The sequence below is a fragment of the Streptomyces sp. NPDC107521 genome (assembly GCF_055598485.1).
The window spans coordinates 257,329-281,425 of the sequence record NZ_JBVKAT010000002.1; the positions used below are offsets into that span (position 1 = coordinate 257,329).

General features: G+C 76.8%; 20 protein-coding genes. 2 read left to right on the plus strand and 18 right to left on the minus strand.

Features of this window, described 5'->3' with window-relative positions:
- The first annotated feature begins 33 nt into the window (after positions 1-33).
- Complete coding sequence (locus ACZ7LB_RS04270) at positions 34-873, plus strand: diacylglycerol kinase family protein (RefSeq protein WP_471465305.1); 840 nt, start codon at positions 34-36, stop codon at positions 871-873.
- A gap of 180 nt (positions 874-1,053) precedes the next feature.
- Here the strand turns inward: ACZ7LB_RS04270 and ACZ7LB_RS04275 are convergent, their stop codons facing one another.
- The 17 genes from ACZ7LB_RS04275 to ACZ7LB_RS04355 all read right to left on the minus strand — a co-directional run bounded on the left by ACZ7LB_RS04275 (position 1,054) and on the right by ACZ7LB_RS04355 (position 20,640).
- Positions 1,054-2,274 (minus strand): cytochrome P450, encoded by a 1,221-nt coding sequence (locus tag ACZ7LB_RS04275; protein ID WP_471465306.1) that lies wholly within the window; start codon positions 2,272-2,274, stop codon positions 1,054-1,056.
- 733 nt (positions 2,275-3,007) lie between these two features.
- On the minus strand, positions 3,008-3,673 hold the full coding sequence (locus tag ACZ7LB_RS04280) for a response regulator (protein WP_471465307.1): 666 nt from the start codon (positions 3,671-3,673) through the stop codon (positions 3,008-3,010).
- Positions 3,670-5,019, minus strand: a complete 1,350-nt coding sequence (locus ACZ7LB_RS04285; protein ID WP_471465308.1) for a sensor histidine kinase — start codon at positions 5,017-5,019, stop codon at positions 3,670-3,672. Before ACZ7LB_RS04285 ends, ACZ7LB_RS04280 begins: the two co-directional genes overlap by 4 nt.
- A gap of 508 nt (positions 5,020-5,527) precedes the next feature.
- Positions 5,528-6,193, minus strand: a complete 666-nt coding sequence (locus ACZ7LB_RS04290) for a response regulator (protein ID WP_471465309.1) — start codon at positions 6,191-6,193, stop codon at positions 5,528-5,530.
- The gene (locus ACZ7LB_RS04295) at positions 6,190-7,485 is read right to left on the minus strand and encodes a sensor histidine kinase (RefSeq protein WP_471465599.1); all 1,296 of its coding nucleotides are present in this window, start codon (positions 7,483-7,485) and stop codon (positions 6,190-6,192) included. The genes ACZ7LB_RS04290 and ACZ7LB_RS04295 overlap by 4 nt, the downstream gene beginning before the upstream one ends.
- Before the next feature lie 50 nt (positions 7,486-7,535).
- On the minus strand, positions 7,536-8,741 hold the full coding sequence (locus tag ACZ7LB_RS04300) for an acyltransferase family protein (RefSeq protein WP_471465310.1): 1,206 nt from the start codon (positions 8,739-8,741) through the stop codon (positions 7,536-7,538).
- Positions 8,742-8,856: 115 nt separating this feature from the next.
- Positions 8,857-9,846, minus strand: coding sequence for an alpha/beta hydrolase (locus ACZ7LB_RS04305; RefSeq protein ID WP_471465311.1), 990 nt, complete (start codon positions 9,844-9,846; stop codon positions 8,857-8,859).
- 159 nt (positions 9,847-10,005) lie between these two features.
- On the minus strand, positions 10,006-10,896 hold the full coding sequence (locus ACZ7LB_RS04310; RefSeq protein ID WP_471465312.1) for an alpha/beta hydrolase: 891 nt from the start codon (positions 10,894-10,896) through the stop codon (positions 10,006-10,008).
- Between the two features lie 588 nt (positions 10,897-11,484).
- Positions 11,485-12,690 carry a kynureninase gene (kynU, locus tag ACZ7LB_RS04315; protein WP_471465313.1) on the minus strand — a complete coding sequence of 402 codons (1,206 nt, stop codon included), beginning with the start codon at positions 12,688-12,690 and terminating at the stop codon, positions 11,485-11,487.
- Positions 12,683-13,498, minus strand: a complete 816-nt coding sequence (locus tag ACZ7LB_RS04320; protein WP_471465314.1) for a tryptophan 2,3-dioxygenase family protein — start codon at positions 13,496-13,498, stop codon at positions 12,683-12,685. The genes kynU and ACZ7LB_RS04320 overlap by 8 nt, the downstream gene beginning before the upstream one ends.
- Positions 13,499-13,634: 136 nt before the next feature.
- Entirely contained in the window at positions 13,635-14,048 is a 414-nt protein-coding gene (locus ACZ7LB_RS04325; RefSeq protein ID WP_471465315.1) for a DUF3151 domain-containing protein, read from the minus strand.
- 109 nt (positions 14,049-14,157) lie between these two features.
- On the minus strand, positions 14,158-15,189 hold the full coding sequence (gene fbaA, locus ACZ7LB_RS04330; RefSeq protein WP_161229519.1) for a class II fructose-bisphosphate aldolase: 1,032 nt from the start codon (positions 15,187-15,189) through the stop codon (positions 14,158-14,160).
- A 181-nt stretch (positions 15,190-15,370) separates the two neighbouring features.
- Complete coding sequence (gene pyrE, locus ACZ7LB_RS04335; RefSeq protein ID WP_471465316.1) at positions 15,371-15,919, minus strand: orotate phosphoribosyltransferase; 549 nt, start codon at positions 15,917-15,919, stop codon at positions 15,371-15,373.
- 10 nt (positions 15,920-15,929) lie between these two features.
- On the minus strand, positions 15,930-16,718 hold the full coding sequence (locus ACZ7LB_RS04340) for an aldose epimerase family protein (protein ID WP_471465317.1): 789 nt from the start codon (positions 16,716-16,718) through the stop codon (positions 15,930-15,932).
- Between the two features lie 204 nt (positions 16,719-16,922).
- Positions 16,923-18,026 (minus strand): SRPBCC family protein, encoded by a 1,104-nt coding sequence (locus ACZ7LB_RS04345; protein WP_471465318.1) that lies wholly within the window; start codon positions 18,024-18,026, stop codon positions 16,923-16,925.
- 169 nt (positions 18,027-18,195) lie between these two features.
- Positions 18,196-19,749, minus strand: coding sequence for a polyamine aminopropyltransferase (locus ACZ7LB_RS04350; protein ID WP_471465600.1), 1,554 nt, complete (start codon positions 19,747-19,749; stop codon positions 18,196-18,198).
- A 342-nt stretch (positions 19,750-20,091) separates the two neighbouring features.
- Positions 20,092-20,640 (minus strand): DUF2617 family protein, encoded by a 549-nt coding sequence (locus ACZ7LB_RS04355; RefSeq protein WP_471465319.1) that lies wholly within the window; start codon positions 20,638-20,640, stop codon positions 20,092-20,094.
- Between the two features lie 1,599 nt (positions 20,641-22,239).
- Here ACZ7LB_RS04355 and ACZ7LB_RS04360 point away from each other — a divergent pair.
- Positions 22,240-23,430 (plus strand): pyridoxal phosphate-dependent aminotransferase, encoded by a 1,191-nt coding sequence (locus ACZ7LB_RS04360; protein ID WP_471465320.1) that lies wholly within the window; start codon positions 22,240-22,242, stop codon positions 23,428-23,430.
- Positions 23,431-23,538: 108 nt separating this feature from the next.
- On the opposite strand, the gene ACZ7LB_RS04365 is transcribed toward ACZ7LB_RS04360, so the two are convergent.
- A complete protein-coding gene (locus ACZ7LB_RS04365) occupies positions 23,539-24,075 on the minus strand; it encodes a YbjN domain-containing protein (RefSeq protein ID WP_471465321.1) in 537 nt (178 codons plus the stop codon).
- Positions 24,076-24,097: the final 22 nt, after the last annotated feature.

A 24,097-nucleotide genomic window follows, 5' to 3' on the forward strand; every position in this document is an offset into this window, starting at 1 on the left:
GTTGCACAAAGATGCTACCCGAGGAAGCGAGGCATGGCCGAGGTGGCGACTTCCACGACGCCCGATCAGCTCCTGGTGGTCATCGATCCCGTCGCCCGACGGATGGACGGGGAGTCCGTACGGATAGCGAAGGACGTGCTCAGCGCGGGCGCGGCGGGAACGAAGGTGTGCCTTCCGGACGGCCCGGAGGAGTTCGCGCGGGCCCTGCGGCGGCGCGGTTCGCGGCGGCCGGTGGTGATCGGGGACGACGCCGCCCTGCTGCGGGCCGTCGGCCTGCTGCACCGGCAGCGGGAGCTGGCCGGGTGCGCCCTGGCGGTGGTGCCGGTGGGCCCGGCGCTCGGCCTGACCCGGGCGCTGGGCCTGCCGACGGGCGCGGTGGCGGCGGCCCGCGCGGTCCTGGACGGGGCGGCGCGGCGGCTGGACCTGCTCGTCGACGACAGCGACGGGGTGGTGCTGGGCTCGGTCCGCATCCCGCCGGCCGGGGCTCCGGTGCCGCCGGACCCGGCGGAGCACGCGCGTCCGTGGCTGCGCGGCTGCCGGTCGCTGGTGCGCACCCTGGCGCCGTCCCGGCCGGCCCCGGCCGGTCCGGGCGGTCCGGTGCGGCTGCGGGTGGAGGTCGACGGGGTGACGCTGGTCGACCTGGACCGGCCGGTCGAGTCGGTGTCGGTGCTGCCGGGCACCGGCGGGCGGGCCGAGGTGGAGGTGCGGCCGGCGGGCGCGGAGGCGGCGCCGCTGACGGCGGCCGGCCGCACGGTCACCGTCTCGGGCGCGCACTTCCGCTACCGCGCTGACGCGGTGGTCTCGGGGCCGGTGCTGACCCGCACCTGGTCGGCACGCGAGGACGCGTGGGCGCTGACGCTGCCGGCCCGCTGACGTGCCCGGCAAGCCGCCGCGGCCCCCGCTCGACAGGACGGGGGCCGCGGCGGCGCCGTGCGCGGGAGGTGCGCGCGGCGGTCGGGGCCGGGCGAGCGGGTGCGCGGCGAGGGCGCGCGGGCGGGTGTGCGCGGCGGGGGCGCGCGGGCGGGTGTACGGGGCGGTCGGGCCGGGGGCGCGTCACACCTCCACGTTCAGCGCCTCCAGCCCCCGCATCACGAAGTTCGGCCGCCGCCGGGGCTCCCCCACCGGCCGCAGCCCGGGCGCCCGCTCCAGCAGGGCGGTCATCGAGGCGGCCAGTTCGATCCGGGCGAGCGGGGCGCCGATGCAGTAGTGGATGCCCGCGCTGAAGGAGATGTGCGGGTTGTCCCGGCGGGTCAGGTCGAGGCGGCCCGGGTCGGCGAAGGCGGCGGGGTCGTGGTTGGCGGAGCCGAACAGCATCGCGATCTCCGCGCCGCGGGGGATCGTCGTCCCGTCGATCTCGATGTCGTCCAGCACCCAGCGCTCGAAGAGCTGGAGCGGGGTGTCGTAGCGCAGCAGCTCCTCGACGGCGCTCGGGACGAGGGAGTGGTCGGCGCGCAGGGCGGCGAGCTGGTCCGGGTTCCGGAACAGCGACCACCAGCCGTTGACCGTGCCGTTCACCGTGGCCTCGTGGCCCGCGTTCAGCAGCAGGACGCAGGTCGAGATCATCTCCTGCTCGGTGAGCCGGTCGTCGTCCTCGTCGTGGGCGGCGATCAGACCGGAGACGAGGTCGTCGCCGGGCGTGCGGCGGCGCTCGGCGATCAGGGCGCGCAGGTAGTCGGAGAACTCGACGGAGGCGCGCACCGCCCTGGCCGCCGCGTCCCCGGACGGGTTCAGCTCGTACATCCCGCAGATGTCGGCCGACCAGGGGCGCAGCGGGGCCCGGTCCGCCTCGGGGATGCCGAGCATCTCGGCGATCACGGCGACCGGCAGCGGCTCGGCCAGGTCGCGCTGGAGGTCGCCGCCCCCGGCCTCGACCAGGCGGTCCACGAGGTCGTCCGCGAGCCGCCGGACGTACGGCCGCAGCCGCTCCACCGTGCGCGGGGTGAACGCCTTGGTCACCAGCCGCCGGATACGGGTGTGGTCCGGCGGCTCCAGGTCGAGCATGCCGTGGTCGTTGAGCGTGTGGAACGGCTCCTGCTCGGGCGGGGGCGGGGTGCGGCCGAACTCCTCGTGGTTGAAGCGGTGCAGATACGTCCGCCCCAGCCGCCGGTCCCGCAGCAGCGCCGAGACGTCGGCGTGGTGCGGGACGAGCCACTGGTCCGTCGGCGCGTAGTAGTGCACCCGGCCCCGCTCCCGCAGCTCGGCGAAGGCGGGGTAGGGGTCGGCGACGAAGCCGGGGTCCCACGGGTCGAACGCAAGATCGCTTTCAGCCGTCATGAAACGGACCATAAGCCCTGACCCGGGCCCCTGCCCAGAGCCGGACGAACCCGGACGCGGGGGGCCGTACGTCCTGCCGCCGGCGGTGGGGCGGGGGCCGGGGCGGGCCGGGCCGGGGGCCGGGGCGGGGGCCGGGGCGGGACGGACCGAGCCGGGGCCGGGACGGACCGAGCGGGGGCGGGACGGACCGAGCCCGGGCTGGGACGCAGGCCGCCCACGGAACCGGGCCGGGAGCGAAGGCCGGACCGGGCCGAGGCGCAGGATGCCGGGCTCCTGCCCGGAGCCCGGCGAACCCGGACGCGGGGATCCCGCCGCCCCGGCCTTCCGGGGCGGGTGAGTGGGCCCCGGGGCGCGGGAAGGCCGCGCCGCCGCGCCCCGGGGGCTGGACCTGGATCGGAAGCGGACCGGGCCGAGGCGCCGACCAGGCGACCCGGGGCCGGAGGCCAGGACCGGAGGGGCCCGGGGGGCCCGGGGGGCCCGGGGGGGGCCCGGGGGGCCCGGGGGCCGGAGGGGGCCGGGGAGCCCGAGGGGCCCGGAAGGGCCGGGGGCCCGGAAGGGGCCGGAGGCCCGGAAGGGGCCGGAGGGCCCGAGGCCAGGCCCGGAGAGCCTGACCAGGGCTGAGCAGGGGGCGGACCCGATCCAAGGCGGAGCGGGGCGGGTACGAGCCGGAGCGGACCCGAGCCAGAGCGGGCACAAGCCGGGGCGGACCCGGGGCGGAGCGGACCCGGGGTGGTCAGCGGGGGGTGACCAGGCGGGCCTCGTAGGCGAAGACCGCGGCCTGGGTGCGGTCGCGCAGGCCCAGCTTGACCAGGACGCGGCTGACATGGGTCTTGACGGTGGACTCCGCGACCACCAGCAGCCCGGCGATCTCCGCGTTGGACAGGCCCTGGGCGATCAGCACCAGCACCTCCGTCTCCCGCTCGGTCAGCCCGCCGTACGCCGCCCGCGCCGCGGCCAGGGGGCGCGGGGCGTCGGACAGCCGGGCGAACTCGGTGATCAGCCGCCGGGTCACGGACGGCGCGAGGAGGGACTCCCCGGCCGCCACCACCCGGACGCCCTCCGCGAGCTGGCGCGCCGACGCGTCCTTGAGCAGGAAGCCCGAGGCGCCCGCGCGCAGCGCCTGGTAGACGTACTCGTCGAGGTCGAACGTGGTCAGCACGAGGACCTTGGTCGCGGTGCCGGCGGCGACGATCTCCCGGGTCGCCCCGATGCCGTTCAGCTCGGGCATGCGGATGTCCATCAGGACCACGTCCGGGGCGAGCGCGCGGACCTTGTCCACCGCGTCCCGTCCGTTGACCGCCTCCCCGGCGACCTCGATGTCCGGCATCGCGTTCAGCAGGACCGAGAACCCCTCGCGGACCATCATCTGGTCGTCGGCGACCAGGACCCGGATGCTCACGCCGCCTCCGCCGGGACCGCGGTGACCGGCAGGAACACCGCCACCTCGTACCCGCCGTCGTCGGCGGGGCCTGCCGTCATCTCGCCGTTCAGCATCGCCACCCGCTCCCGCATGCCGGTGATCCCGTGGCCCGCGCCGGGCGACGGCCGGGACGGACGGCCCCCCGGGGCGGGGCCGTTGACGATCCGCAGGCCCAGGCCGCCGAGGACGTAGGAGAGTTCGACCCGGGCACCGGCGCCGGGCGCGTGCCGCAGGGTGTTGCTCAGCGCCTCCTGCACGATCCGGTACGCCGACAGCTCCACCCCCGGCGGCAGTTCGCGCACCGCGCCGGTCACCGCCCGGTCGACGGCGAGACCGGCGGCGGCCACGTTGGCGAGCAGGGCCTCCAGGTCGGCCAGCGTGGGCTGCGGGGCGTCGGGGACCTCGTACTCCTCGGCGCGGACCACCCCGAGGACCCGGCGCAGCTCGGTCAGGGCGGCCACCGCGTTCTCCCGGATGACGGCGAACGCCCGCTCCAGCTCCTCCGGCGGGTCCTGCACCCGGTAGGGCGCGGCCTCGGCCTGGACGGCGACGACGGACATGTGGTGCGCGACCACGTCGTGCAGCTCCCGGGCGATGGTGGTGCGCTCCTCCAGCAGGGTGCGCCGGGACCGCTCGTGCTCGGTGACGGACTGCTGCGCGGTCACCTCCTCGCGGGCCCTGCGGCGGATGTGCCAGAGGGAGACGGCCAGCAGCACCAGCGCCGACAGGACCAGCATCGAGGCGGTGTTGGCGGAGGGATGGCCGCCGCCCAGCGCGGACTGCACCAACAGGCCGTAGACCGCGGTCGCCGCCCACATCCAGGCGATGGTGCGGGGGTCGGTCCGCAGCGCCACGATCACCAGCACCAGCAGATGGGAGGTGAACGTGCCGGGCAGCCACGGCCATTCGCCCTCCGTGGTCCCGACCAGCGTGGCCAGCGGTGCCGCCGCGACCGACAGCCAGAACGCGCCGACCGGGCGGACGGCCGTCATCAGCACCGGCACCCCGCACAGCAGACCGCCCAGCAGCAGCAGGGAGAACCCGCCGTAGGGGCCGTCCGCCACCACGCCGAGCCAGAGGACCAGCAGCGCCAGCAGGCACACGAGGCCGAACGGGAGGTGCCTCGCGCCCCCGCGCATCCCGGCGGGCAGGCGGCGGAGCAGCGCGCCGTCCTCGGCCAGGGGGGCCAGCGGGCGGTGGGCGAAGGCGTCCGTCATCAGCACCCCGCGCATCCCTTCCAGGGTGTTCACCGCCAGCCGGTGCTCGGGGCCCCGGTACCTGGCCTCCCCCGGGGGCGCGGTCCTCGTCTGCGTCGTGTCGGTCACCTTCCCCACGGTATGCGGGGACGGGGGCGGCGTCGTCCCCTGCGAGGGGGGTTCCGCGGCATCCGTCTCAGGTACTACGCGCCCGCGCCCGGGGCCCGTTCCACCACCGCGCCCCGCCCCGGCGGACCCGCGCCGGGGCAGGGGCCGGGCGGAGCCGCGCCGCCGCCCGCCGGAGCCGCGCCGGAGCAGGAGCGGATCCCTCCGCCGCCCGCCGGAGCCACGCGGCCGGGGCCCGCGCCGCCGAAAGGCGCGCCGCCGGACCGGCGTTCCCGGGACCCGCGCCGAAGTCCCGCCCCGCCGAAGCCGTACCGCCGTACCGCGCCGTCCACCCGGACCCCGCCCCCGGAGCCCGCGCCGAAGTCCCGCGCCCCGGAGCGAAGCCGTACCGCCGCCACCCGGCGCCCGAGCCGGCGGCGGCGCCCATCGGACCACGTGTCCAGGGCGCCCGCCGGGCCACTTGCCCGGGGCGCCCGCCGGACCTCCCGCCCGGGGTGCCCGCCGGTGCCGGTCAGGGGCCCGCCGGGCGCACCACTCCCGACTCGTACGCGAAGACGGCCGCCTGGGTGCGGTCCCGCAGCCCCAGCTTCACCAGGATGCGGCCCACGTGCGTCTTCACCGTCTGCTCGGCGACCACCAGCCGCCCGGCGATCTCCGCGTTGGACAGCCCCCGGGCGATCAGCACCAGCACCTCCGTCTCCCGCTCCGTCAGCTCCCCCACCCGCCGCGTCGGCGGGGCCCCGGGGCCGCCGTCCAGCCGGGCGAACTCGGCGATCAGCCGCCGGGTGACGGCGGGCGCCAGCAGCGCGTCACCGGCCGCCACCACCCGCACCGCCTCCGCCAGTTGCGCCGCCGACGCGTCCTTCAGCAGGAACCCGGAGGCGCCCGCGCGCAGCGCCTCGTAGACGTACTCGTCGAGGTCGAAGGTGGTCAGCACCAGCACCCCGGTCCCGGGGGCGGCGGCGGTGATCCGGCGGGTCGCCTCGATGCCGTCCATGCCGGGCATGCGGATGTCCATCAGGACGACGTCCGGCGAGAGCCGCCCGGCCAGGCCGACCGCCTCCAGCCCGTCCACCGCCTGGCCGACGACCTCGATGCCGTCCTCGGCGCCGAGCAGCACGGTGAAGCCCTGCCGGACCATCTGCTGGTCGTCCGCGATCAGTACCCGGATGCTCACGCTTCCCCCTCGTACGCCCCGGTGCCCGGCAGGAACACCGTCACCCCGTAGCCTCCGTCATCCCTCGGGCCGGCCGTCATCCGGCCCCCCAGCATCGCCACCCGCTCCCGCATGCCCAGCAGCCCGTGCCCCGCCCCCGGAGTCGGGGCCGGCCGCCGCGCGGCACGGGTGTTGGCCACCTCCACCTCCAGCCCGTCCCGGCGGTACGCGAGGTGCAGCCGGGCGGTGGCGCCGGGCGCGTGCCGCAGGGTGTTGCTCAGCGCCTCCTGCACGATCCGGTACGCCGACAGCTCCACCCCCGGCGGCAGCGGGCGGCGCTCCCCGGCGGTGGTGGAGGTGACGTCCAGCCCGGCCGCCCGGACATTCTCCAGCAGGGCGTCGAGCCGGTCCAGGGTGGGCTGCGGGGCATGGGGCCCGGCGGTGTCCGCCGTGGTCCCCCGCCCTCCCCCGCCCGGCGCGGACGCGAGCGGGTCCCCGGCGGCGCCGGTCTCCTCCGAGCGCAGGACACCGAGGACCCGGCGCAGTTCGGTGAGCGCCTCCACCGCGTTGCGCCGGATGCCCTCCAGGTTCTCCCGCAGCTCCTCGGGCGGGTCCGTCACCAGATGGGGGGCGACCTGGGCCTGGATGGAGATCACCGACATGTGGTGGGCGACCACGTCGTGCAGCTCGCGCGCGATCCGGCTGCGCTCCTCCAGCAGGGTGCGCCGCGCGCGCTCCTCCGCGGTGAGCGTGGTCTGCCGGGCGAGCGCCGAACGGGCCTCGCGGCGCCCGCGCAGCGCGGTGGCGAGGACGACGACGACCGCGGACAGGGCGACGGACAGCGCCCCGGTCGGCTGGTAGGCGCCGGTGGCCAGCACCCCCGTGTAGAACCAGGTGACCAGCACCGTCAGCGCCAGCGCCTCCAGGGCCGCCCGGGCGGGCACCCGCAGCGAGAGCAGCAGCAGCACGAAGAGGTGCGCGATCAGCCCGGCGGCCGTCCAGGGCCAGGTGAAGAGGGTGCCGCCGGCCTCCGTGCCGCCCCTGACCAGCCAGGCCGCCAGTGCCATCGACCCGAGCGACAGCCACCACGCCGGGACCGGCCGCCGCAGCGCCAGCACCATGGCGCCGGCCTCGGCGAGGGCGAACAGGGCGGCGGTGCCGCCGTCCAGCCCGCCGTGCTCCCTGAGCTGGGCCGTGTCGCCGATGAGCACCCCCAGGGCGGCCAGGCAGACGACGCCGTGCGGGACCCAGCGCAGCCAGACGGACGGCGGCAGCGGGTCCGTCCGCACCGTCCCCAGGTCGTCGCGCAGCATCCGCAGCCGGCGCCCGGCCCACGCGCGGGCCCGCGTACTTCCCCATCCCCTCACGCCGCCACCCTAAGGGCCGTCTCGTCGCGGGCCGCCCGCCCGGAGCGCCCCGGGCCGGGGCGCGGCGCGCGGCGGCCGGGGCCGTGCCCGGCACGGCGGAAGGCGCTCCCGCAGACGGCCAGGACCAGCGCGAACACCGGCAGCCAGAGCAGCCGGGCGGCGATCCAGCCGGGGCCGTCGGGCGGGGTGTGCAGTCCGGGCAGGGGGCCCGCGGGGAGCCCGGTGACGGTGGTCGCCATCAGGGCCGTCTGGTGCCACAGGAAGACCGTCATCGCGGACAGGTTGAGCAGCGCCACCGCCGCCCAGGCCACGGGGCGGCGCATCGCCCGGCCCAGCCGCTCGCGCAGCAGCAGCGCCAGTCCGCACTGGGCGAGGCCGAAGGTGACGGCGGCGAGCGTCGGCGGGTTCAGGTTGGAGACGGCGGCGCCCGGCACCCCGACCATGGCCGCCGGGTAGCCCGCCCAGGCCACCAGCCCCGCGGTCGCCGCGGCGCCGCCGCCCAGCAGCAGCAGACCGGTGGAGCGCCGCTCCAGCTCCCCCCGGGTCCAGGCGGCGCCCAGGGTGTACGGCACCAGCCAGCCCGCGGCGAGGTTGATCCAGCCGAGCCCCTCGGGACCTCCGAGCCCGAAGCGCACCAGATCGACGTGGAGGACGACGGCCAGCGGCCACAGCGGGTGCAGCCGGGCCAGCAGCGGGGTCGCCGCCGTGAGCGCCGCGAAGACCAGCAGGAACCACAGGGGGGAGAGCGCCAGCTTCACCAGCGTGCGGACCGTCGGATACGCGGCGCCGCTCAGCAGCAGCGCCGCGGCCACCGCCGTCCACAGCGCGAGCAGCACCCCGGCCGGGCGGAACAGCCGCGCCAGCCGGGCCCGCAGCCACCGCCCGTAGCCGGTGCCCCGGGCCCGTGCCGCCGCGTACCCGCGGGTGGCGACATGGCCGCCGACCAGGAAGAAGACGGCGAGGGTCTGGAAGGTCCAGGAGACCGGGGAGAGCCATGGCATGGACCCCAGCGGACTGGCCGTACGGAGGTCCCCGCCGTCGGCGACCAGCGCGGTCACCAGCCAGTGGCCGAGGACGACCCCGAGCACGGCGCAGGCCCGCAACGCGTCCACGGCCCGGTCCCGGGAGGGGGGCGTGGCGGCGCCGATCCGCCCGGCGGCCCGCCCCACCCGGCCCCGCACCCCGCCGACGGCACGCGCCACGGGGCCGGACCGGGGGACGGCGGCGCCCGCTCCCCCGCCGGGCGCCGCGCACCCGGGCACGGACGCGGAAGCGGAAGCGGGGGACGGGCGGGTGAAACGGGTCGGACGGCGGGTGTCAGGCATCGGGGGCCTCCGGGAACGTGCCGAGGGTGATGCGGGCGAGGTTGGCGAGGGAGCGGGAGCCGGGGGCGAAGTAGTCGCCGTGGCCGCCGTGGCCCGCGTCGAAGACCCGGGCGCCGAACCCCGGGGAGACCGGGTCGGCGCCGAAGCCGACGGTGGCGCCGAACAGGGCGGCACGGGTGTGCGGCACGTGCCGCGTCCAGTCGCCGCCGCTCCGGGCCGCCCAGATGCGGGCCCGCCCGCCCAGCCCGGCGGCGGTGTCCGCGCCGGTGCCGGGGCTGCCGACGAGGACGATGTCGCCGACGTCCAGGCCGGGTGCGGCCCGGCCGCAGACGACCGAGCCGTAGGAGTGGCAGAGCAGCGCGATCGGGGTGCCGGGCCGGGTCACCCCGCGCAGGGTGCCGACGAGGGCGCGCAGCGCGGGGGCGGCCTCGTCGGCGCGGCCGGTGGTGACGACGGCGGCGCTGACCGTGCCGGGGGTGGCGTAGCCGAGCCAGGCCACCACCGCCGTGCGGACCCCGTCGGGGGCGTCGGCGGCCAGTCGCCGGTGCAGGGCGAGGGCGGCGGCGCGGAACCGGCCGTAGCTGTCGAGGCCGGTGTCGGCGCCGGGGACCAGGACGGCGACGCGGTCGGCGCGGGCCAGGTCGCCGAGCACCTCCGTGACCAGCCCCGCGCCCCGGCCGTCGAAGGCGAGCAGGTGCCGGGAGGGCGCGGCCAGCGCCCGGTCCGCCGCCGCGCGGCGGCGGTCGCCGTGTCCGGCCGCCATCCGGGACGCCTCGGCGGCGTTGGCCCGGTGCGCGGCGTAGGTCCGCTCCAGGGTGGCCGCCGTCGGGGCGGCGGGCGCGGCCGGGGCCGGGGCGGGCACCCCGGGCCGCGCGGCGGCGGACAGCGGCACCACCAGGGCACCGGCGATCAGCACGGCCGACGCGCCGCGCCGCACCCCCGGCCACCGTCGCCGCCACCGCGCCGCGCCGCCCCGTCCCATGACCGCCCCCTCCCGGGGACCCGCCGACCGGGCCCCGTGGAAGGGACGTTAGGGAGCGGGCGGGGTAACCGGCGTCCCGCCGGGGGACTCACCCGCCGCGTAGCTCTCAGGTACTACGGGGGGTACGGGGCCGCTTCGCCGGAGCCCCGACGGCCTGTGTCACCAGGCGAGTTGGGCGATCTCCTCGGCCACCACCGCGCAGGCGTCCGCCGCCGGGTCGATCAGCGGGAAGTGGCCCACGTCCTCCAGCAGGGTCACGCCCACCACCTCGCCGGCCCGCGCCGCGGCGTCGGCGTACGCCTCCGCCACCGCCTGCGGCACGACCACGTCGGCCCGGCCCTGGACGAGGGTGGTCGCGATGCCGGTGGGCAGCAGCAGCGCGGGGTCGGCACAGGGCCTCCGCTGCTCGAACAGTGCCTCCCCGCCCAGCAGTTGGCGCACCGCTCCACCGCACACGCCGAGCTTGGAGGCGACCTCGAAGTCCGCGATCGGGGCCAGTGCCACCACCCCGCGCAGGGGCGCCGGGCGGTCGGTGCGCCAGGGCGCGTCGGCGGGCAGTACGTGCCGGGCGGCGGCCCAGAGGGCCAGGTGGGCGCCCGCCGAGTGCCCGGTGAGCACCGTGCGGCGCGGATCGGCCGCGGGCAGGTGCTCCCGGACCAGCGCGGGCAGGGCGTCCAGGGCGGCGGCGACGTCGTCGAAGGTGTCGGGCCAGCGTCCGGCGACCGGGCCGCCGCCCGCCGCCCCCTCCGCGCCGCGCCGGTACTCGACGCTGGCCACGGCGAAGCCCCGGCCGGCCAGGAACCCGGCGAAGGGGCTGACGTGCCGCCGGTCGTACGGGGCCCGCCACGCGCCGCCGTGCAGCACCGCCACCACGGGCGCCGGACCGCCCGCGCCGACCGTGCCGCGCGGCGCGTAGAGGTCGATCACCTGGTCCGGATGACCGCCGTACGCGCAGGTGAGGTCGGGGTCGACGGGCGGGCGGGAGAGGGCTGCCCTCTCCTCCGCGGCGTCCCGCGCGGCGGCGGTACCCGGTTCTGCGGCGTCCGGCATGGTCAACCTCTCAGCGGGGGAACGGTGTTGACGGACCGTGGTGGGGGACTCGGCCGATGGCGGGACGGTATCAGGCCGATGACGTGCGCGAACACACGGATGTCACGCAGGGTGAGGGGTGGCCGGAACGCCCCGGACCGCCCTCCGCACGAGGGCGGGCACACCCCCGCGCCACGGTCCCCGCGCCACGGCCCCGCGCCGGGTCCGCCGCCCCACGCGGGCCTGAGCCCGCCGCCCCGGCCCCCGAGCAGGACAGGCGCCGGACGGACCCGGACGCGGGCCGCGCGGGGGGCTCGGCGGACTCGGGACGGACGGGCGTCAGGGACTCGGGACGAGCGCGGGGCGCCGCACCCGGAGCGGCGGCGTCCCCCGCTCCGGCGCCGCCCGCTCCGACGGCGGACCGGGCACCCGCCCGCGGCGAACGCGCCGCACCGCGCGGCACGGTGAGCCGCCCGGCACGGCCCCGTGAGCCGCCCGGCGCGCGTACCCGGCGGCGCGGCCCGCCCCCGCCGGGTAGGCGCGGCCCGCCCCCGCCGGGTACGCCCCGCGCCGCGGCTCACCGCCCCGGCGGACGCGGCCCCGCGCCGCTCAGTCCGCCACCTCCACCACCTCCGCCAGCACCCGCGCGGCCCGCTCCGCGTCCGCGAAGCCCACGTACAGCGGGGTGAAGCCGAAGCGGAGGATGTCGGGCGCGCGGTGGTCCCCCACCACGCCGCGCCCGATCAGCCGCCGCATCACGCCGCCCGCGTCCGACGGGCAGCGCAGCGCCACCTGGCTGCCGCGCTCGGCGTGCGCCCCGGGGGTGACGGACTCGACCCGCCCCGCGGGCACGTACTCCCCGACGCAGCGCAGGAAGAAGTCCGTCAGGGCGAGGGACTTGGCCCGCACCGCCGCCACGGACACCCCGTCCCACACCTCCAGCGCCGCCTCCAGGGCGAGCAGCGAGAGGATGTCCGGCGTGCCGACCCGGCCGCGCAGGGCGCCCTCCGCGGGCTCGTACCCGGGCCGCATCCCGAACGGCTCGGCGTGCGAGTTCCAGCCGGGCAGCGGGGAGTCGAAGCGGTCCTGGAGGTCCCGGCGGACGTACAGGAAGGCGGGCGAACCGGGCCCGCCGTTCAGGTACTTGTAGGTGCAGCCGACCGCCAGGTCCACTCCGTGCGCGTCCAGCCCCACCGGCAGGGCGCCCGCGCTGTGGCACAGGTCCCACACGGTGTACGCCCCCGCGGCGTGCGCGGCGGCCGTGAGCGCGGGCAGGTCGTGCAGCCGCCCGGTGCGGTAGTCGACGTGGTTGAGCAGCACCGCGGCGGTGCGCCCGCCCAGCGCCGACGGCACCTCGGCCGGGGCGACCGGCCGCAGCCGGCAGTCCGTCAGCCGGGCCGCCGAGGCGGCGATGTAGCCGTCGGTGGGGAAGGTGGTGGCGTCGACGAGGATCTCGTCCCGGCCGCCCCCGTCCTCCCGGGCCATGCGCACGGCGGCGACCAGCGCCTTGAAGACGTTCACGCTGGTGGAGTCGCCCACCACGGTCTGCCCGGCCGCCGCGCCGACCAGCGGGGCGATCCGGTCGCCGACCCGCTCGGGCGCGGTCCACCAGCCGCCCTCCGTCCAGGAGCGGATGCGCAGTCCGCCCCACTGGCGGCGGATCACGTCCTCCATCCGGGCGGGGACATGCGCGGGCAGGGCGCCCAGGGAGTTGCCGTCCAGATAGACCGCGCCGTCCAGCACGAAGCGGTCGCGCAGCCCGGCGAGCCCGTCGGCGGCGTCCCGCGCCTCCGCCTCGCTCAGCAGCTCAGACATGGGACCTCGCCGTCCACAGCTCGGGGAACACCTGGTTGCGGGCCCGCTTCTCCAGCCAGGAGACCCCGGCGGAGCCGCCGGTGCCGGTCTTGGAGCCCATCGCGCGGCGGGTGGCGACCAGATGGTCGTTGCGCCACCGCCAGACCAGTTCGGCCACGTCGGTCAGGGCCTCGCCCAGCCGGGCCGCGTCGGCCCCGGCGTCACCGGCGTAGATCTCCGTCCAGGCCGCCTCCACCTCGGGCGACGGCTCGTACCTGCGGGTGACGTCGCGGGACAGCACGGCGTCCGGGATCGCGTGGCCCTGCCGGGCGAGGTGGCGGACCACCTCGTCGTACAGGCCCGGCTGGTGCAGCGCCTTCTCCAGCTCGTCGTGGACGCGGGGCGAGCCCCGGTGCGGGACGAGCATGGACGCGGACTTGTCGCCGAGCAGGAACTCCATCCGGCGGTACATGGCCGACTGGAAGCCGGACCCCTCGCCGAGGGCCCCGCGGTAGGAGTTGAACTGCGCCGGGGTGAGCCGCGCGAGCGGCTTCCAGGAGGCGTTCAGCGCCTCCAGCTCGTGCGCCGAGCGCCTCAGCGCGTCCGTCGCCCCGTCCACCCGGTCCTCGCGCAGGGCGCGGGCCGCGGTCTCCCACTCGTGGACGATGACGGTGAACCACAGCTCCATGACCTGGGTCGTGACCAGGAAGACCATCTCCCCGGGATCGTCGGAGAGGGTGTGCTGGAGATGGGTGAGCACGTCCGCCTTGACGTAGTCCTCGTACGGCGTGCTGCCCTCGAAGTCGAGGTTCGGGGCCTCGTGGGACATCGCTGTCTCCTGCGTGCTTTCGGGTAGCGGTCCGCCCTGCCGTTACCGGCACGGGGCCCCGGTCCCCACCGGCATACTCGGCAATCCTCGCAGGAAACCGCAAGGCCCGCTCCCCGCGGGCCCCGCGGTGCGCGCCTCAGCCCAGGACGTCGGCCGCCTCGGCCGAGGAGTCGCGCAGGAATCCGGCGCAGCGCTCGTGCTCCTCGGTCTCCCCGATCGCCCGCGCGGCGCGCGCGAGTGCGTGCAGGGCGCGCAGGAAGCCGCGGTTCGGCTCGTGCTCCCACGGCACCGGGCCGTGCCCCTTCCAGCCGCTGCGGCGCAGGGAGTCCAGGCCGCGGTGGTAGCCGGTGCGGGCGTAGGCGTACGACTCGACGGCGGCGCCCCGCTCGAACGCCTCGTCGGCGAGCCGGGCCCAGGCCAGCGAGGAGGTGGGGTACTGCGCCGCGACCTCGGCGGCGTCGGTGCCGGAGGCCAGCAGCTCGCGCGGGCCGGGGTCGTCGGGCAGGAGGGTCGGGGGCGGTCCCCCGAGGAGGTTCTCGTGAATGGCCATGGGGCCCAGTCTGCGCCATCCGGCGGCGCGCCGGGCACGCGGTCCCGCCCGGGACGCGACGGGGCCCGGCGCCGCGCGGTGCGGTGCCGGGCCCCGTGCGGTGCGCGGACTACTTGATCCGGGTGCCCGCCGAGCGCAGGTGGCCGCAGGCCTCGACGACGCGGGCCGCCATGCCCGCCTCGGCCAGCTTGCCCCAGGTGCGCGGGTCGTAGGTCTTCTTGTCGCCGACCTCGCCGTCGACCTTCAGGACGCCGTCGTAGTTGGTGAACACGTGGCCGACGACCGGACGCGTGAAGGCGTACTGGGTGTCGGTGTCGATGTTCATCTTGACCACGCCGTTCTCCAGCGCCGTCGCGATCTCCTCCGCGGAGGAGCCGGAGCCGCCGTGGAAGACGAAGTCGAACGGCTTGCTGCCGGCCGGGCGGCCGTACTTCGCGGCGACGCCCTCGTTCAGCTCCTTGAGCAGCTCGGGGCGGAGCACCACGTTGCCCGGCTTGTACACGCCGTGCACGTTGCCGAAGGAGGCGGCCAGCAGGTAGCGGCCCTTCTCGCCGAGACCGAGCGCCTCGACGGTGCGGACCGCGTCGTCGACCGTGGTGTACAGCGAGTCGTTGATCTCGTGCGAGACGCCGTCCTCCTCGCCGCCGGTCGGGGTGATCTCGACCTCAAGGATGATCTTCGCGGCGCGGGCGCGCTCCAGCAGCTCCTGGGCGAGGGCCAGGTTGTCGGTCAGCGTCTCCGCCGAGCCGTCCCACATGTGGGACTGGAACAGCGGGTCGCGGCCGGCCTTCACCCGCTCCTCGGAGACGGCCAGCAGCGGGCGCACGTACCCGTCGAGCTTGTCCTTCGGGCAGTGGTCGGTGTGCAGGGCGATGGTGACGTCGTACTTCGCGGCGACGATGTGCGCGAACTCGGCCAGCGCGACGGCGCCGGTCACCATGTCCTTGTTGTGCTGGCCGCCCAGGAACTCGGCGCCGCCGGTGGAGATCTGGACGATGCCGTCGCTCTCCGCCTCGGCGAAGCCGCGCAGCGCCGCGTGGAGCGTCTGGGAGGAGGTCACGTTGATGGCCGGGTAGGCGAACCTGCCGGCCTTCGCCCGGTCCAGCATCTCGTTGTAGACCTCGGGAGTTGCGATGGGCATGTGTCCGCTCCTTGTATGTGCGGGTGGGCACGTACACCTGAGTCGACGCGACTCGGTACGTTTCTTTACGGCCCTGACCTGAACCTTGGGTGCGACGTCATCGTCGGCCCCATCCTCCCAGACGGAGGGGGATACTCCGAGCGGGCGTCCACGGACGCCCGCCGGATGCGGGCACGGGGCGTCAGTCCAGCCCCAGCTCGTCCTTGCCGAACGCGTACCGGTAGGGCACCCCGGCGCCCCGCTCGATCTTCTCGGCGGCGCCCGTCGCCCGGTCGACGATCGTGACGACGGCGACGACCTCGGCACCGGCCTCGCGCACGGCCTCGACGGCGGTGAGCGGCGAGCCGCCGGTGGTGGAGGTGTCCTCGACGACGACCACCCGGCGGCCCTTGATCCCGGGACCCTCGACCCGGCGCTGCATGCCGTGCGTCTTGGCGGTCTTGCGGACCACGAAGGCGTCCAGCCGGCGGCCCCGCGCGGCGGCGGCGTGCAGCATGCTCCCGGCGACCGGGTCGGCGCCCAGCGTCAGCCCGCCGACGGCGTCGAAGTCCAGGTCGGCGGTCAGGTCGAGGAGCACCTGGCCGACCAGCGGGGCGGCCTCTCCGTCGAGGGTGATGCGGCGCAGGTCGACGTAGTAGTCGGCTTCCAGGCCCGAGGAGAGGGTCACCCTGCCGTGCACCACGGCCTTGTCCTTGATCTGCTGCAGCAGTGCGCCGCGAACGTCTGTCATGGTGGCCAGCTTAGAGCCGCCGCCAGCGCCAGGTCGTCGCGGCCTCCAGCGGCTCCAGCGGTGTGACCAGGCGCGGAAGGGTGTTCAGCCCGTTGGGCGGCCCGGTCTGCGGCTCCACGCAGACGGCGGCCTCCTGCTCGTCGTAGACGACGGCCCACCGCTCGGGACTGGTCACCCGCAGCTCCAGCCGGCCGGGCCAGGTCAGGGTCACGTCGACGCCGTCGGGCATGCCGAAGCAGTCGTCCCAGGGACCCGGCCCGGGCTCGACGCGCCTGCCGGTGGGCAGGTGGTCGGGGCCGCGCTCCTCCTGCCACGCCGGGTCGAAGGAGAGCCGCACGTCCGCGCCGTCCAGGGCGCGGCGGAACCAGGGGTGCCAGCCGAGCTGCGCGGGGAACGAGGACTCGTACGTCTCCACGGACATGGTCAGCGTCAGGGAGTCCCGGTCCAGGGCGATCACCTGGGTGACCCGGCCGGTGTACGGCCAGGGGTCGGTGAGGTCGTGGGTGAGGACGGCCTCGTCGGCGGTGACGCGGGCGGTGCGCCAGGCGCCGTCGCGGGCGGTGCCGTGGATGGCGTGCGGCGGGGCGTTCAGCGGCATCCGGTGGACCACGGCGCCGTCCTGGAAACGGCCCTCGCGGATCCGGCCGCACCAGGGGGCCATCGGGAAGCAGCCGTAGCGCTCGCCCTGGCGGAGCAGTTCGGTGCCGCCGACGCGGAGCCCGCCGATCCGGCCGCCGTCGCCCGGCAGCACGGTCACCTCCGCGTCGCCCGCGGTCAGCGTGATGGGTTCGTTGCTCACGCCCCGACCCTACTGGGGTGATCAGGGCGCCCCCGGCCGCCGCACGGATGCCCGTCGCTGCCGGGGGCCTGCCGGGGCGGGCGGGAACGGGGCGGAGTGGACCGGGGTCCGGTGAAGCCGTCCCGCCCGGGGGCTCCGTGCGGGCCCCGGAGCCGGTTCGCCGCCGGGGGCGCGACGGTGCCGCCGCGGTGTGCGCGGACCGGCTCAGCGGCGCTTGCGCAGCGCCCGGCCGACCACGACCGCCGAGACCACGGCGAGCGCGGCCGCCGGGGCCGCCCAGCGCAGGGGACTCGCGGCACCGGTCGCCTCGGGGGCGGGGACGGGCGCGTAGCGGCCCCGGGGCGGCGCGTGGTCGACCTCCTCGGCGCTGCGGCCGATCATCGTCCGCCGGGCGTGCGCGGCCTCGGCGGGCGGGACGGGGGCGTCCGGAGTACCGGGGGCCCCGGACGTGCCGGCGCCCCCGCGGCCGGGGGAGGACGGGGGCACCTCGGTGTCGAAGACGGAGGGCCGCCCGGTGGAGTCGGAATCGGAATCGGAGTCCGAGTCGGGGGTGGGCTCGGCATCGGGGCCGGAGCCCTCGGAGGAAGCCCCGGAATCGGTCTCCGGGCCGTCCCCCGAGTCGGCCTCCGGGCCGTTCCCGGAACCGTCCCCGGTCCGGGCGGCGGGGGTGTCGCCCGTGGGCGATCCGGTCCCACCGTCGGTGGCGGGACGGGACCCGGAGTCGGCGTCCGAGCCGGCGGCGGCATCCCCGGCACCCGGGCCGTCCGGCTCGCCGGATTCCGCCCCGGTGGGCGCCGGTCCCCCGGACGCCCCCTGCCCGGCGGCCCCGGAGCCGCCCCCTACCGCTTTCCCGCCGGACGCGCCCCGTGCCGTGTCCGCGTCCCCGGCCGCCCCCCTGCCCAGGTTCGCCGCGAAGCGTTCCAGGAGCCGGGTCACGGCCGAGGCCACCGCGTCGGCGGGGAGTTCCGTGACGCGTCCGTCCGCCGTCGCCGTGCCGCCGACGGTGAGCACGCTGCCCCCGTCGGCGTCCCGGACGCGCAGGGTGAGGGCGAGGCCGACGGTGCCGCTGCCGCGCGACTCGGTGGCCCCGCCCTCCGCGGCGTACGCGCCGTCGCCCCGCGCGAAGACCCGCAGGGAGCCCCGGTAGGTGATGGAGCGGCCGCCGACCCGCACCTTCAGCCGTCCCGCGACGGGCTCGGCGCCGGCGTCCTGCTGGAGCCCCGGGACCGCCCGCGCGACCCGTAGGGGGTCGGCCAGCGCGTCCCTGAGCCGCTCGGCCGGAACCGGAACGAACACCTCGTGCTCCATGTCACGGCACCCTACCCACCGGGCGCCCGGCCCACCCCCCGTCAGCGCCAGGTCGTCGGCCCCACCGCGCCCCACCGCCCCCGCCGCGCCCCGCTTCTCCGGGGCGCCGTCCAGGCTCCCCGCGCCGTCCGCCGCGCCGCCGGGGCCGCCCCGCCGCTCCCCCGTGCCGTCAGTGGCGCGGGTGCACCAGTGTCGACGGCGGCAGCCCCGGCACCCTGGTCGCCGCGGCCGAGGCAGCGGCGGCGGCCAGGGAGCCCGGGGCGAGCGTGAACGGCCGCACGTCCGCAGGGAGGCGCAGCGCGGGAGCCCGGCCGCCCTCGGCGGCCAGCAGGAACCCCCAGTCCCCCGGCGCGCCGGGGGCCGCCGCGGCGGGGCCGGCGAGGCGGTACGCGGTGGCGCGCAGCCCCGCCGCGCGGAGCGTCGCGTCGACCGTCCAGAACGCCCGGGGGCGGGGCAGCACCGGCCCCGCGTGCACGGCCAGCCGCCCGCCGGGGGCGAGCACCCGCCGGACGATCCCGTAGAACTCCTGCGAGTACAGCTTCGTGCCCTCGGTGACGCCCGGGTCCGGCAGGTCCGAGACCACCACGTCATAGCTGCCGGTGGCGGTCGCGCGCAGCCGGCCGAAGGCGTCGGGACCGGCGACGCGCAGCCGGGGGTCGTCGAGGGCGTGCTCGTTGAGCGCCGACAGCCCCGGGTCCCGCCGGGCCAGCCGCACCAGTCCCGGATCGGCCTCGACGAGGTCGACCCGCCGCACGTCGCGGTGGCGCAGCACCTCCCGGGCGGCGAGGCCGTCACCGCCGCCGAGGATCAGCACCCGGGCGTGCGGGCCCGCCATGGCGGGCTGGACCAGCGCCTCGTGGAAGCGCCGCTCGTCGCCGCCCCCGGCACGGGACCGGCCGTCGAGGAACAGGTCGAGGGGCCGCCCGCCCGTGCCGCCCGCCAGGACGACCTCCTGGAGCCCGGTGCGCAGGGCCACCCGGACGTCCGGCCCGAACATCGCCCGCCGCGCGGCGTGCTCGAAGTCGTCGGCGAGCACGGTGGCGCAGGCCAGCACGGCGAGGACGACGACGTTGACGGCGATCAGCAGCCCGCGCGCCCGGCGGCTCAGGTCCCGCCGGAACAGGCCGAGGACCAGGGCGGCGCCGACGGCCGCGTTGACCGTGCCGGTGACCAGCGCCCCGGTGAGCTGGCCCAGGAAGGGCAGCAGTACGAAGGGGAAGGCGAGGCCGCCGACGAGCGCGCCGACGTAGTCCGCCGCGAACAGGTCCGCGACCGCGCCGCCCGCGTCCTGCCGCCGGATGCGCTGGATCAGCTCCATCAGCAGCGGCACCTCGGCGCCGATCAGCAGGCCGATGGCGAGCGAGAAGGCGACCAGCAGCACCCGCGGTCCGTCGGCCCAGAGCCCGCCCCAGCCACCGGTCCAGGCGAAGACCGCGTAGAGGGCCATCGCGCTGGAGCCGCCGACCAGGGCCAGCACCGCCTCGACGGCGCCGAACCCGGCCGCCGCGTACCTCCGCAGCCGCTTGGCGGCCAGGGAGCCGATCCCCATGGCGAAGACCATGACGGACAGCACGATGGACGCCTGGGTGACCGAGTCGCCGATCAAGTACGAGGCGAGGGCGACGAGTTCGAGCTCGTACACCAGGCCGCAGGCGGCGCAGACGAACACCCCGGCGAGCACCAGGAACCGCCCGGTGCCCGGCCGCACGGGCAGCCACGGCACCGCCCCGGCGCCTGCCTCGCCCGCCCCGGCGCCGACCTCCCCCGCCTCGGCCCCGCCCGTCCCGGCCGCCACCACACCCGGCGCCCCGGCACCGGCCGCACCCGCACCCGCTCCCGCTCCCGGCGCAGCCGCGTCCTCACCCGCCGGGCCGTCCCCCGTCCCGGCGCCGCACGCGCCCGCGCCGGCGGCGGTGTCGCCGTCGGCCCGGTCACCGGGCCCGGCGGCCCGGGAGCCGGGCGGGGCGGACGCGTGCGATTCGATCACGCAGTGACGTTACGTCACGACACCGTCGCACTTCGTCACCCACACGTGTAGAGCTGCGGTCCACCGGCATCGTCGGGTTTATCCCGCCGCCACCCCGGACGGCCGGTGCCAGGCCGCCGACGGCAGCCGCACCCCCACTCTGGTCCGGGTCGCCACCAGCTGTCCGTCCTGCGGATAGGCGTGCCAGGTGCGCCAGTGCACATGCCCCTCATGCCGGTGCGCCAGCAGCGCCGTGAAGGCGTGCGGACTGCCCGGGAACACCCCGATCAGGCCGTGCGGATGGTCGGAGACCAGGGCCAGCAGCTCCTGGGCGCGGCCCGCGAAGGAGCCCGGTGTGAGCATCTCCACCCGGGCGGCGAACTCGTACTCCCAGTCGCCCACCCGCTTGGCCACGCCCAGCGGGAGGGGGGTGCTGCTGCCCGGAATGCACGCCACCGTCTCCGAGCACGTGCCCCTCTCCTCCTCCAGCAGGACTTGATGGGACGCCCCGAGCAGTCTCAACTGAAGTTTCGCGCCGCGCAGTTCGAGGTCGAGACTGGCCAGCGCGGGCAGTGGCTCACGCCCGAGGGCCCAGGCGAGATCGGCGGCACGGGTATCGGTGTAGGAGGTCTTCAGGGTCGTGAGCATGGAACGGCTCCGCAGGCACGCATGGAGAGGAAGCGGGCCGGCGCGCCTGTCACCGAGGGCGCGGCCCGGTCAGCCCGTTCGACCGGTCAGAAGAGGTCAACAGGTCGTCGGATGGGCTGGGTTGATAGATGAGAGCGAATCACGAACTGCGGGACCGCCACAGTGTTTTTACCCAACTTCATAGGGTTTCCATCCGTCAGAGGGCTCCCCAGCTCACTTGTTCAACCTTCGCGCGCCCCCTGTTCCGACGGTGCGCGCCGTCCCGGCGCGAGCGCCCGCCGGGTGGCGTTCCCGGCGGACGTTTCCGGCCACGCCACGGGCGCGGGCGGAGCGCGGCGCGGAGTCGGCGGACCCGGGCGGGAGATGGCCGGATACGACGGGTCCCGCCCGGCGGCACGTGACCCTCCGGGCACGGACCGTGGCCGCCCGGCTCACCCGGTGCGGCCGTCCGGCACGGCCGCGCGTGACCGCCGCCCCCGTCGGACGCGGCCCACCCGGTACGGCGGCCCGTGACCGTCGCGGACGGAGCATGGACGCCCGGCTCACCCGGTGCGTCCGCCGCGCATGTCCCCGCCTGTCCACGGGGTATGACCAGGTGCCGTGGCCGCCGCCCCCGCCGGACGCCGGACGCGCCCGGCACGGGCTGCCACGGCCCGGACCGCCGGGCATGGCCTGCGGCCGCCCGGTTCACCTGATGTGGCCCGCCCGGCCATGGCCCCGCGTGTCCGCCGGTCGGGGCCGGGTGGCCGCACCCGGCCCCGGGACCACCGCGCCGGACCGCCGGGGCGGTGGGTCACCCCGGATACCCGGTACGGAGCCGGTACGGCCCCGTGCGACCCGCCCCGACATGCCTGCGGCAAACGGCCCGGCAGGGCTGCGGCAGCGGCAGCGGCAGCGGCCCCGCACGGTCCCGTACGGCTGCGGACGGGCGGGCGTGTCCCCCGTGCGACCCGCCCGCGCGGCGGAGCCGACCGCCCCGTGTCGGTCGGCTCCGTCCCGCGTCAGTCGCCGCCGCCCCCGCATCCGCCCCCGCAGGACGAGCCTCCCCCGCAGGACGAACCGCCGTGGTGCCCGCCCCCGGACGAGTCGCCCGAGCCGCCGGCCCACCAGCTGTCGCCCGACCCGCCGTCGGATCCCCCGCCCCCGCCGGCATCGCCGTGGGAACCGCGCGACCGCAAGACGCGGCTTCCCCGCCGCCCACCGCCGCCCCGCCGTGCCCGCGCGGCGGACGCCCTGCCGCGCACCGTGGACAGGACACCGAACACCACCAGAATGACGATCGCCGCCAGGATGAAGCCGAGGAACATGGCACCATCCTCCTTCCGATTCCCCCGAAGCGGCCCCCCGTGGGCGCCCCGCACGCGTTGCGTGCCCCGGGGATGCCCTCCCCGCGCACCGCTCAAAGCCGAGTTGAGCAACTTCTGAGGGTACCCGCGACGAAACACCTCCTGACCTGCGCGGAAGCAGCTCGGGGGACGGCGCGCGCACGGCGGGCCCAGGCGATCGGGACCTCGCGCGGCACCGGGCGCGGCGGCCCCCGGACACCCCCGCCGCACGGGCGGGTTGAGGACCGGAGGGCTTCGGCGCAGGATGGCGGCCATGACCGCCATGAACCGCAGCGACCGCCCGCTCCTCAACCGCCGGCTCGCGGAGTTCGGCACGACGATCTTCGCCGAGATGTCCGCCCTGGCCGCGAGCACCGGGGCGATCAACCTGGGCCAGGGCTTCCCCGACACCGACGGCCCGGAGGAGATCCGCGAAGCGGCCGTACGGGCCCTGCGCGACGGGCGCGGCAACCAGTACCCGCCGGGGCCCGGCGTCCCCGAGCTGCGCGAGGCCGTCGCCGCCCACCAGCTCGCCCGCTACGGCCTCTCCTACGACCCCGGCACCGAGGTGCTGGTCACCGCCGGGGCCACCGAGGCCATCGCCGCCGCCCTGCTCGCCCTGGTCGAGCCCGGCGACGAGGTCGTGGCCCTGGAGCCCTACTACGACTCGTACGCGGCGAGCATCGCCATGGCGGGCGGCACCCGTGTGCCCGTGACGCTGCGCCCGCGCGACGGCGCCTTCCGGCTCGACCTGGACGAACTGCGCGACGCGGTCACCGACCGCACCCGGCTGCTGCTGCTCAACACCCCGCACAACCCGACCGGCACCGTCCTCACCCGCGAGGAACTGGCCGCCGTCGCGGAGCTGGCCGTCGAGCGCGACCTGCTGGTGGTCACCGACGAGGTCTACGAGCACCTGGTCCTGGACGGCCCCGGGCACGTCCCGCTGGCGGGCCTGCCGGGGATGCGCGAGCGCACGCTGACCATCTCCTCCGCCGGGAAGACCTTCTCCTTCACCGGCTGGAAGGTCGGCTGGGTCACCGGCACCCCCGCCCTCGTCACGGCGGTCCGCTCGGCCAAGCAGTACCTCACGTTCGTGGCGTCGGGCCCCTTCCAGTACGCCGTGGCCGAGGCGCTGGCCCTGCCCGACGCCTACTTCACCGATCTGCGCGAGGACCTGCGGGCCAAGCGGGACCTGCTGGTCACGGGGCTGACGGAGGCGGGCTTCGGCGTCTTCCGCCCCAGCGGCACCTACTTCGTCACCACCGACATCCGCCCCCTGGGCGAGAGCGACGGCTTCGCCTTCTGCCGCGCCCTGCCCGAGCGCGCGGGCGTCGTCGCCATCCCCAACGCGGTCTTCTACGACCACCGCGAGGCGGGCGCCCCCTTCGTCCGCTTCGCCTTCTGCAAGCGCACGGAGATCCTGGAGGAGGCGGTGACCCGCCTCAAGCGCCTGTCGTCCTGACGCCGGCCCCACCGGCACGGGCGCCCCGGAGACACACGGGAGCCCGGTGCGGGCGTCGGCCCGGGTGGCCGGCGTCCGTACCGGGCTCCCGGTGGTGGTGCGGAGTCCCTAGGCGTCGTCCCCGTCGGCCGCGTCGGGGCCGGAGCCCTCGATGTCCTGCTCCAGGCCGAGCTGCTCCACCAGCCACCGGTCGAACTCGATGGCCGCGCGCACCCAGCTCACGGTCGAGGAGATGAAGTGCTCCAGGCTGACGCCCATGCCGATGAGCATCTGCGCCTCACCGATGAGGCGGACGGTGCCGTCGTCATGGGTGTGGGTGTAGACCTTGGGCCACAGGGTGCGCCGGTTCCAGTCGTCGATGGACTCCAGGAGCTGCGGCTTCACGTCGATCGTGTGGGGGCGGTCGAAGAACGTCCGCACCGAGAAGACCTGCTGGTCGTCCTCGCCGCGGAACATGAAGTAGGTGCGGAACTGCTCCCACGGCGCCGCGAGGTCGCCCTCGTCGTCGACGACGTACTTCAGCTCCATCTGTTCCAGGAGCTGCTTCACGAGATCCTGATCCGGGACGACGGGGCCCGCCGGTCCTTGGGGCTGCGGGTCGGGCTTGCCCCCGAAGTTCGGAATCGAGGACGGGTCGATGCTCACCGTGATTTTCCCTTCGTACGGA

Excerpts from the sequence above, each read along its gene's own strand:
- ACZ7LB_RS04270 (WP_471465305.1), top strand. The coding sequence starts at position 34 with ATGGCCGAGGTGGCGACTTCCACGACGCCCGATCAGCTCCTGGTGGTC.
- ACZ7LB_RS04275 (WP_471465306.1), bottom strand. The coding sequence starts at position 2,274 with ATGACGGCTGAAAGCGATCTTGCGTTCGACCCGTGGGACCCCGGCTTC.
- ACZ7LB_RS04295 (WP_471465599.1), bottom strand. The coding sequence starts at position 7,485 with ATGCTGCGCGACGACCTGGGGACGGTGCGGACGGACCCGCTGCCGCCG.
- ACZ7LB_RS04305 (WP_471465311.1), bottom strand. The coding sequence starts at position 9,846 with ATGGGACGGGGCGGCGCGGCGCGGTGGCGGCGACGGTGGCCGGGGGTG.
- ACZ7LB_RS04310 (WP_471465312.1), bottom strand. The coding sequence starts at position 10,896 with ATGCCGGACGCCGCAGAACCGGGTACCGCCGCCGCGCGGGACGCCGCG.
- kynU (WP_471465313.1), bottom strand. The coding sequence starts at position 12,690 with ATGTCTGAGCTGCTGAGCGAGGCGGAGGCGCGGGACGCCGCCGACGGG.
- ACZ7LB_RS04320 (WP_471465314.1), bottom strand. The coding sequence starts at position 13,498 with ATGTCCCACGAGGCCCCGAACCTCGACTTCGAGGGCAGCACGCCGTAC.
- ACZ7LB_RS04325 (WP_471465315.1), bottom strand. The coding sequence starts at position 14,048 with ATGGCCATTCACGAGAACCTCCTCGGGGGACCGCCCCCGACCCTCCTG.
- fbaA (WP_161229519.1), bottom strand. The coding sequence starts at position 15,189 with ATGCCCATCGCAACTCCCGAGGTCTACAACGAGATGCTGGACCGGGCG.
- pyrE (WP_471465316.1), bottom strand. The coding sequence starts at position 15,919 with ATGACAGACGTTCGCGGCGCACTGCTGCAGCAGATCAAGGACAAGGCC.
- ACZ7LB_RS04345 (WP_471465318.1), bottom strand. The coding sequence starts at position 18,026 with ATGGAGCACGAGGTGTTCGTTCCGGTTCCGGCCGAGCGGCTCAGGGAC.
- ACZ7LB_RS04355 (WP_471465319.1), bottom strand. The coding sequence starts at position 20,640 with ATGCTCACGACCCTGAAGACCTCCTACACCGATACCCGTGCCGCCGAT.
- ACZ7LB_RS04360 (WP_471465320.1), top strand. The coding sequence starts at position 22,240 with ATGACCGCCATGAACCGCAGCGACCGCCCGCTCCTCAACCGCCGGCTC.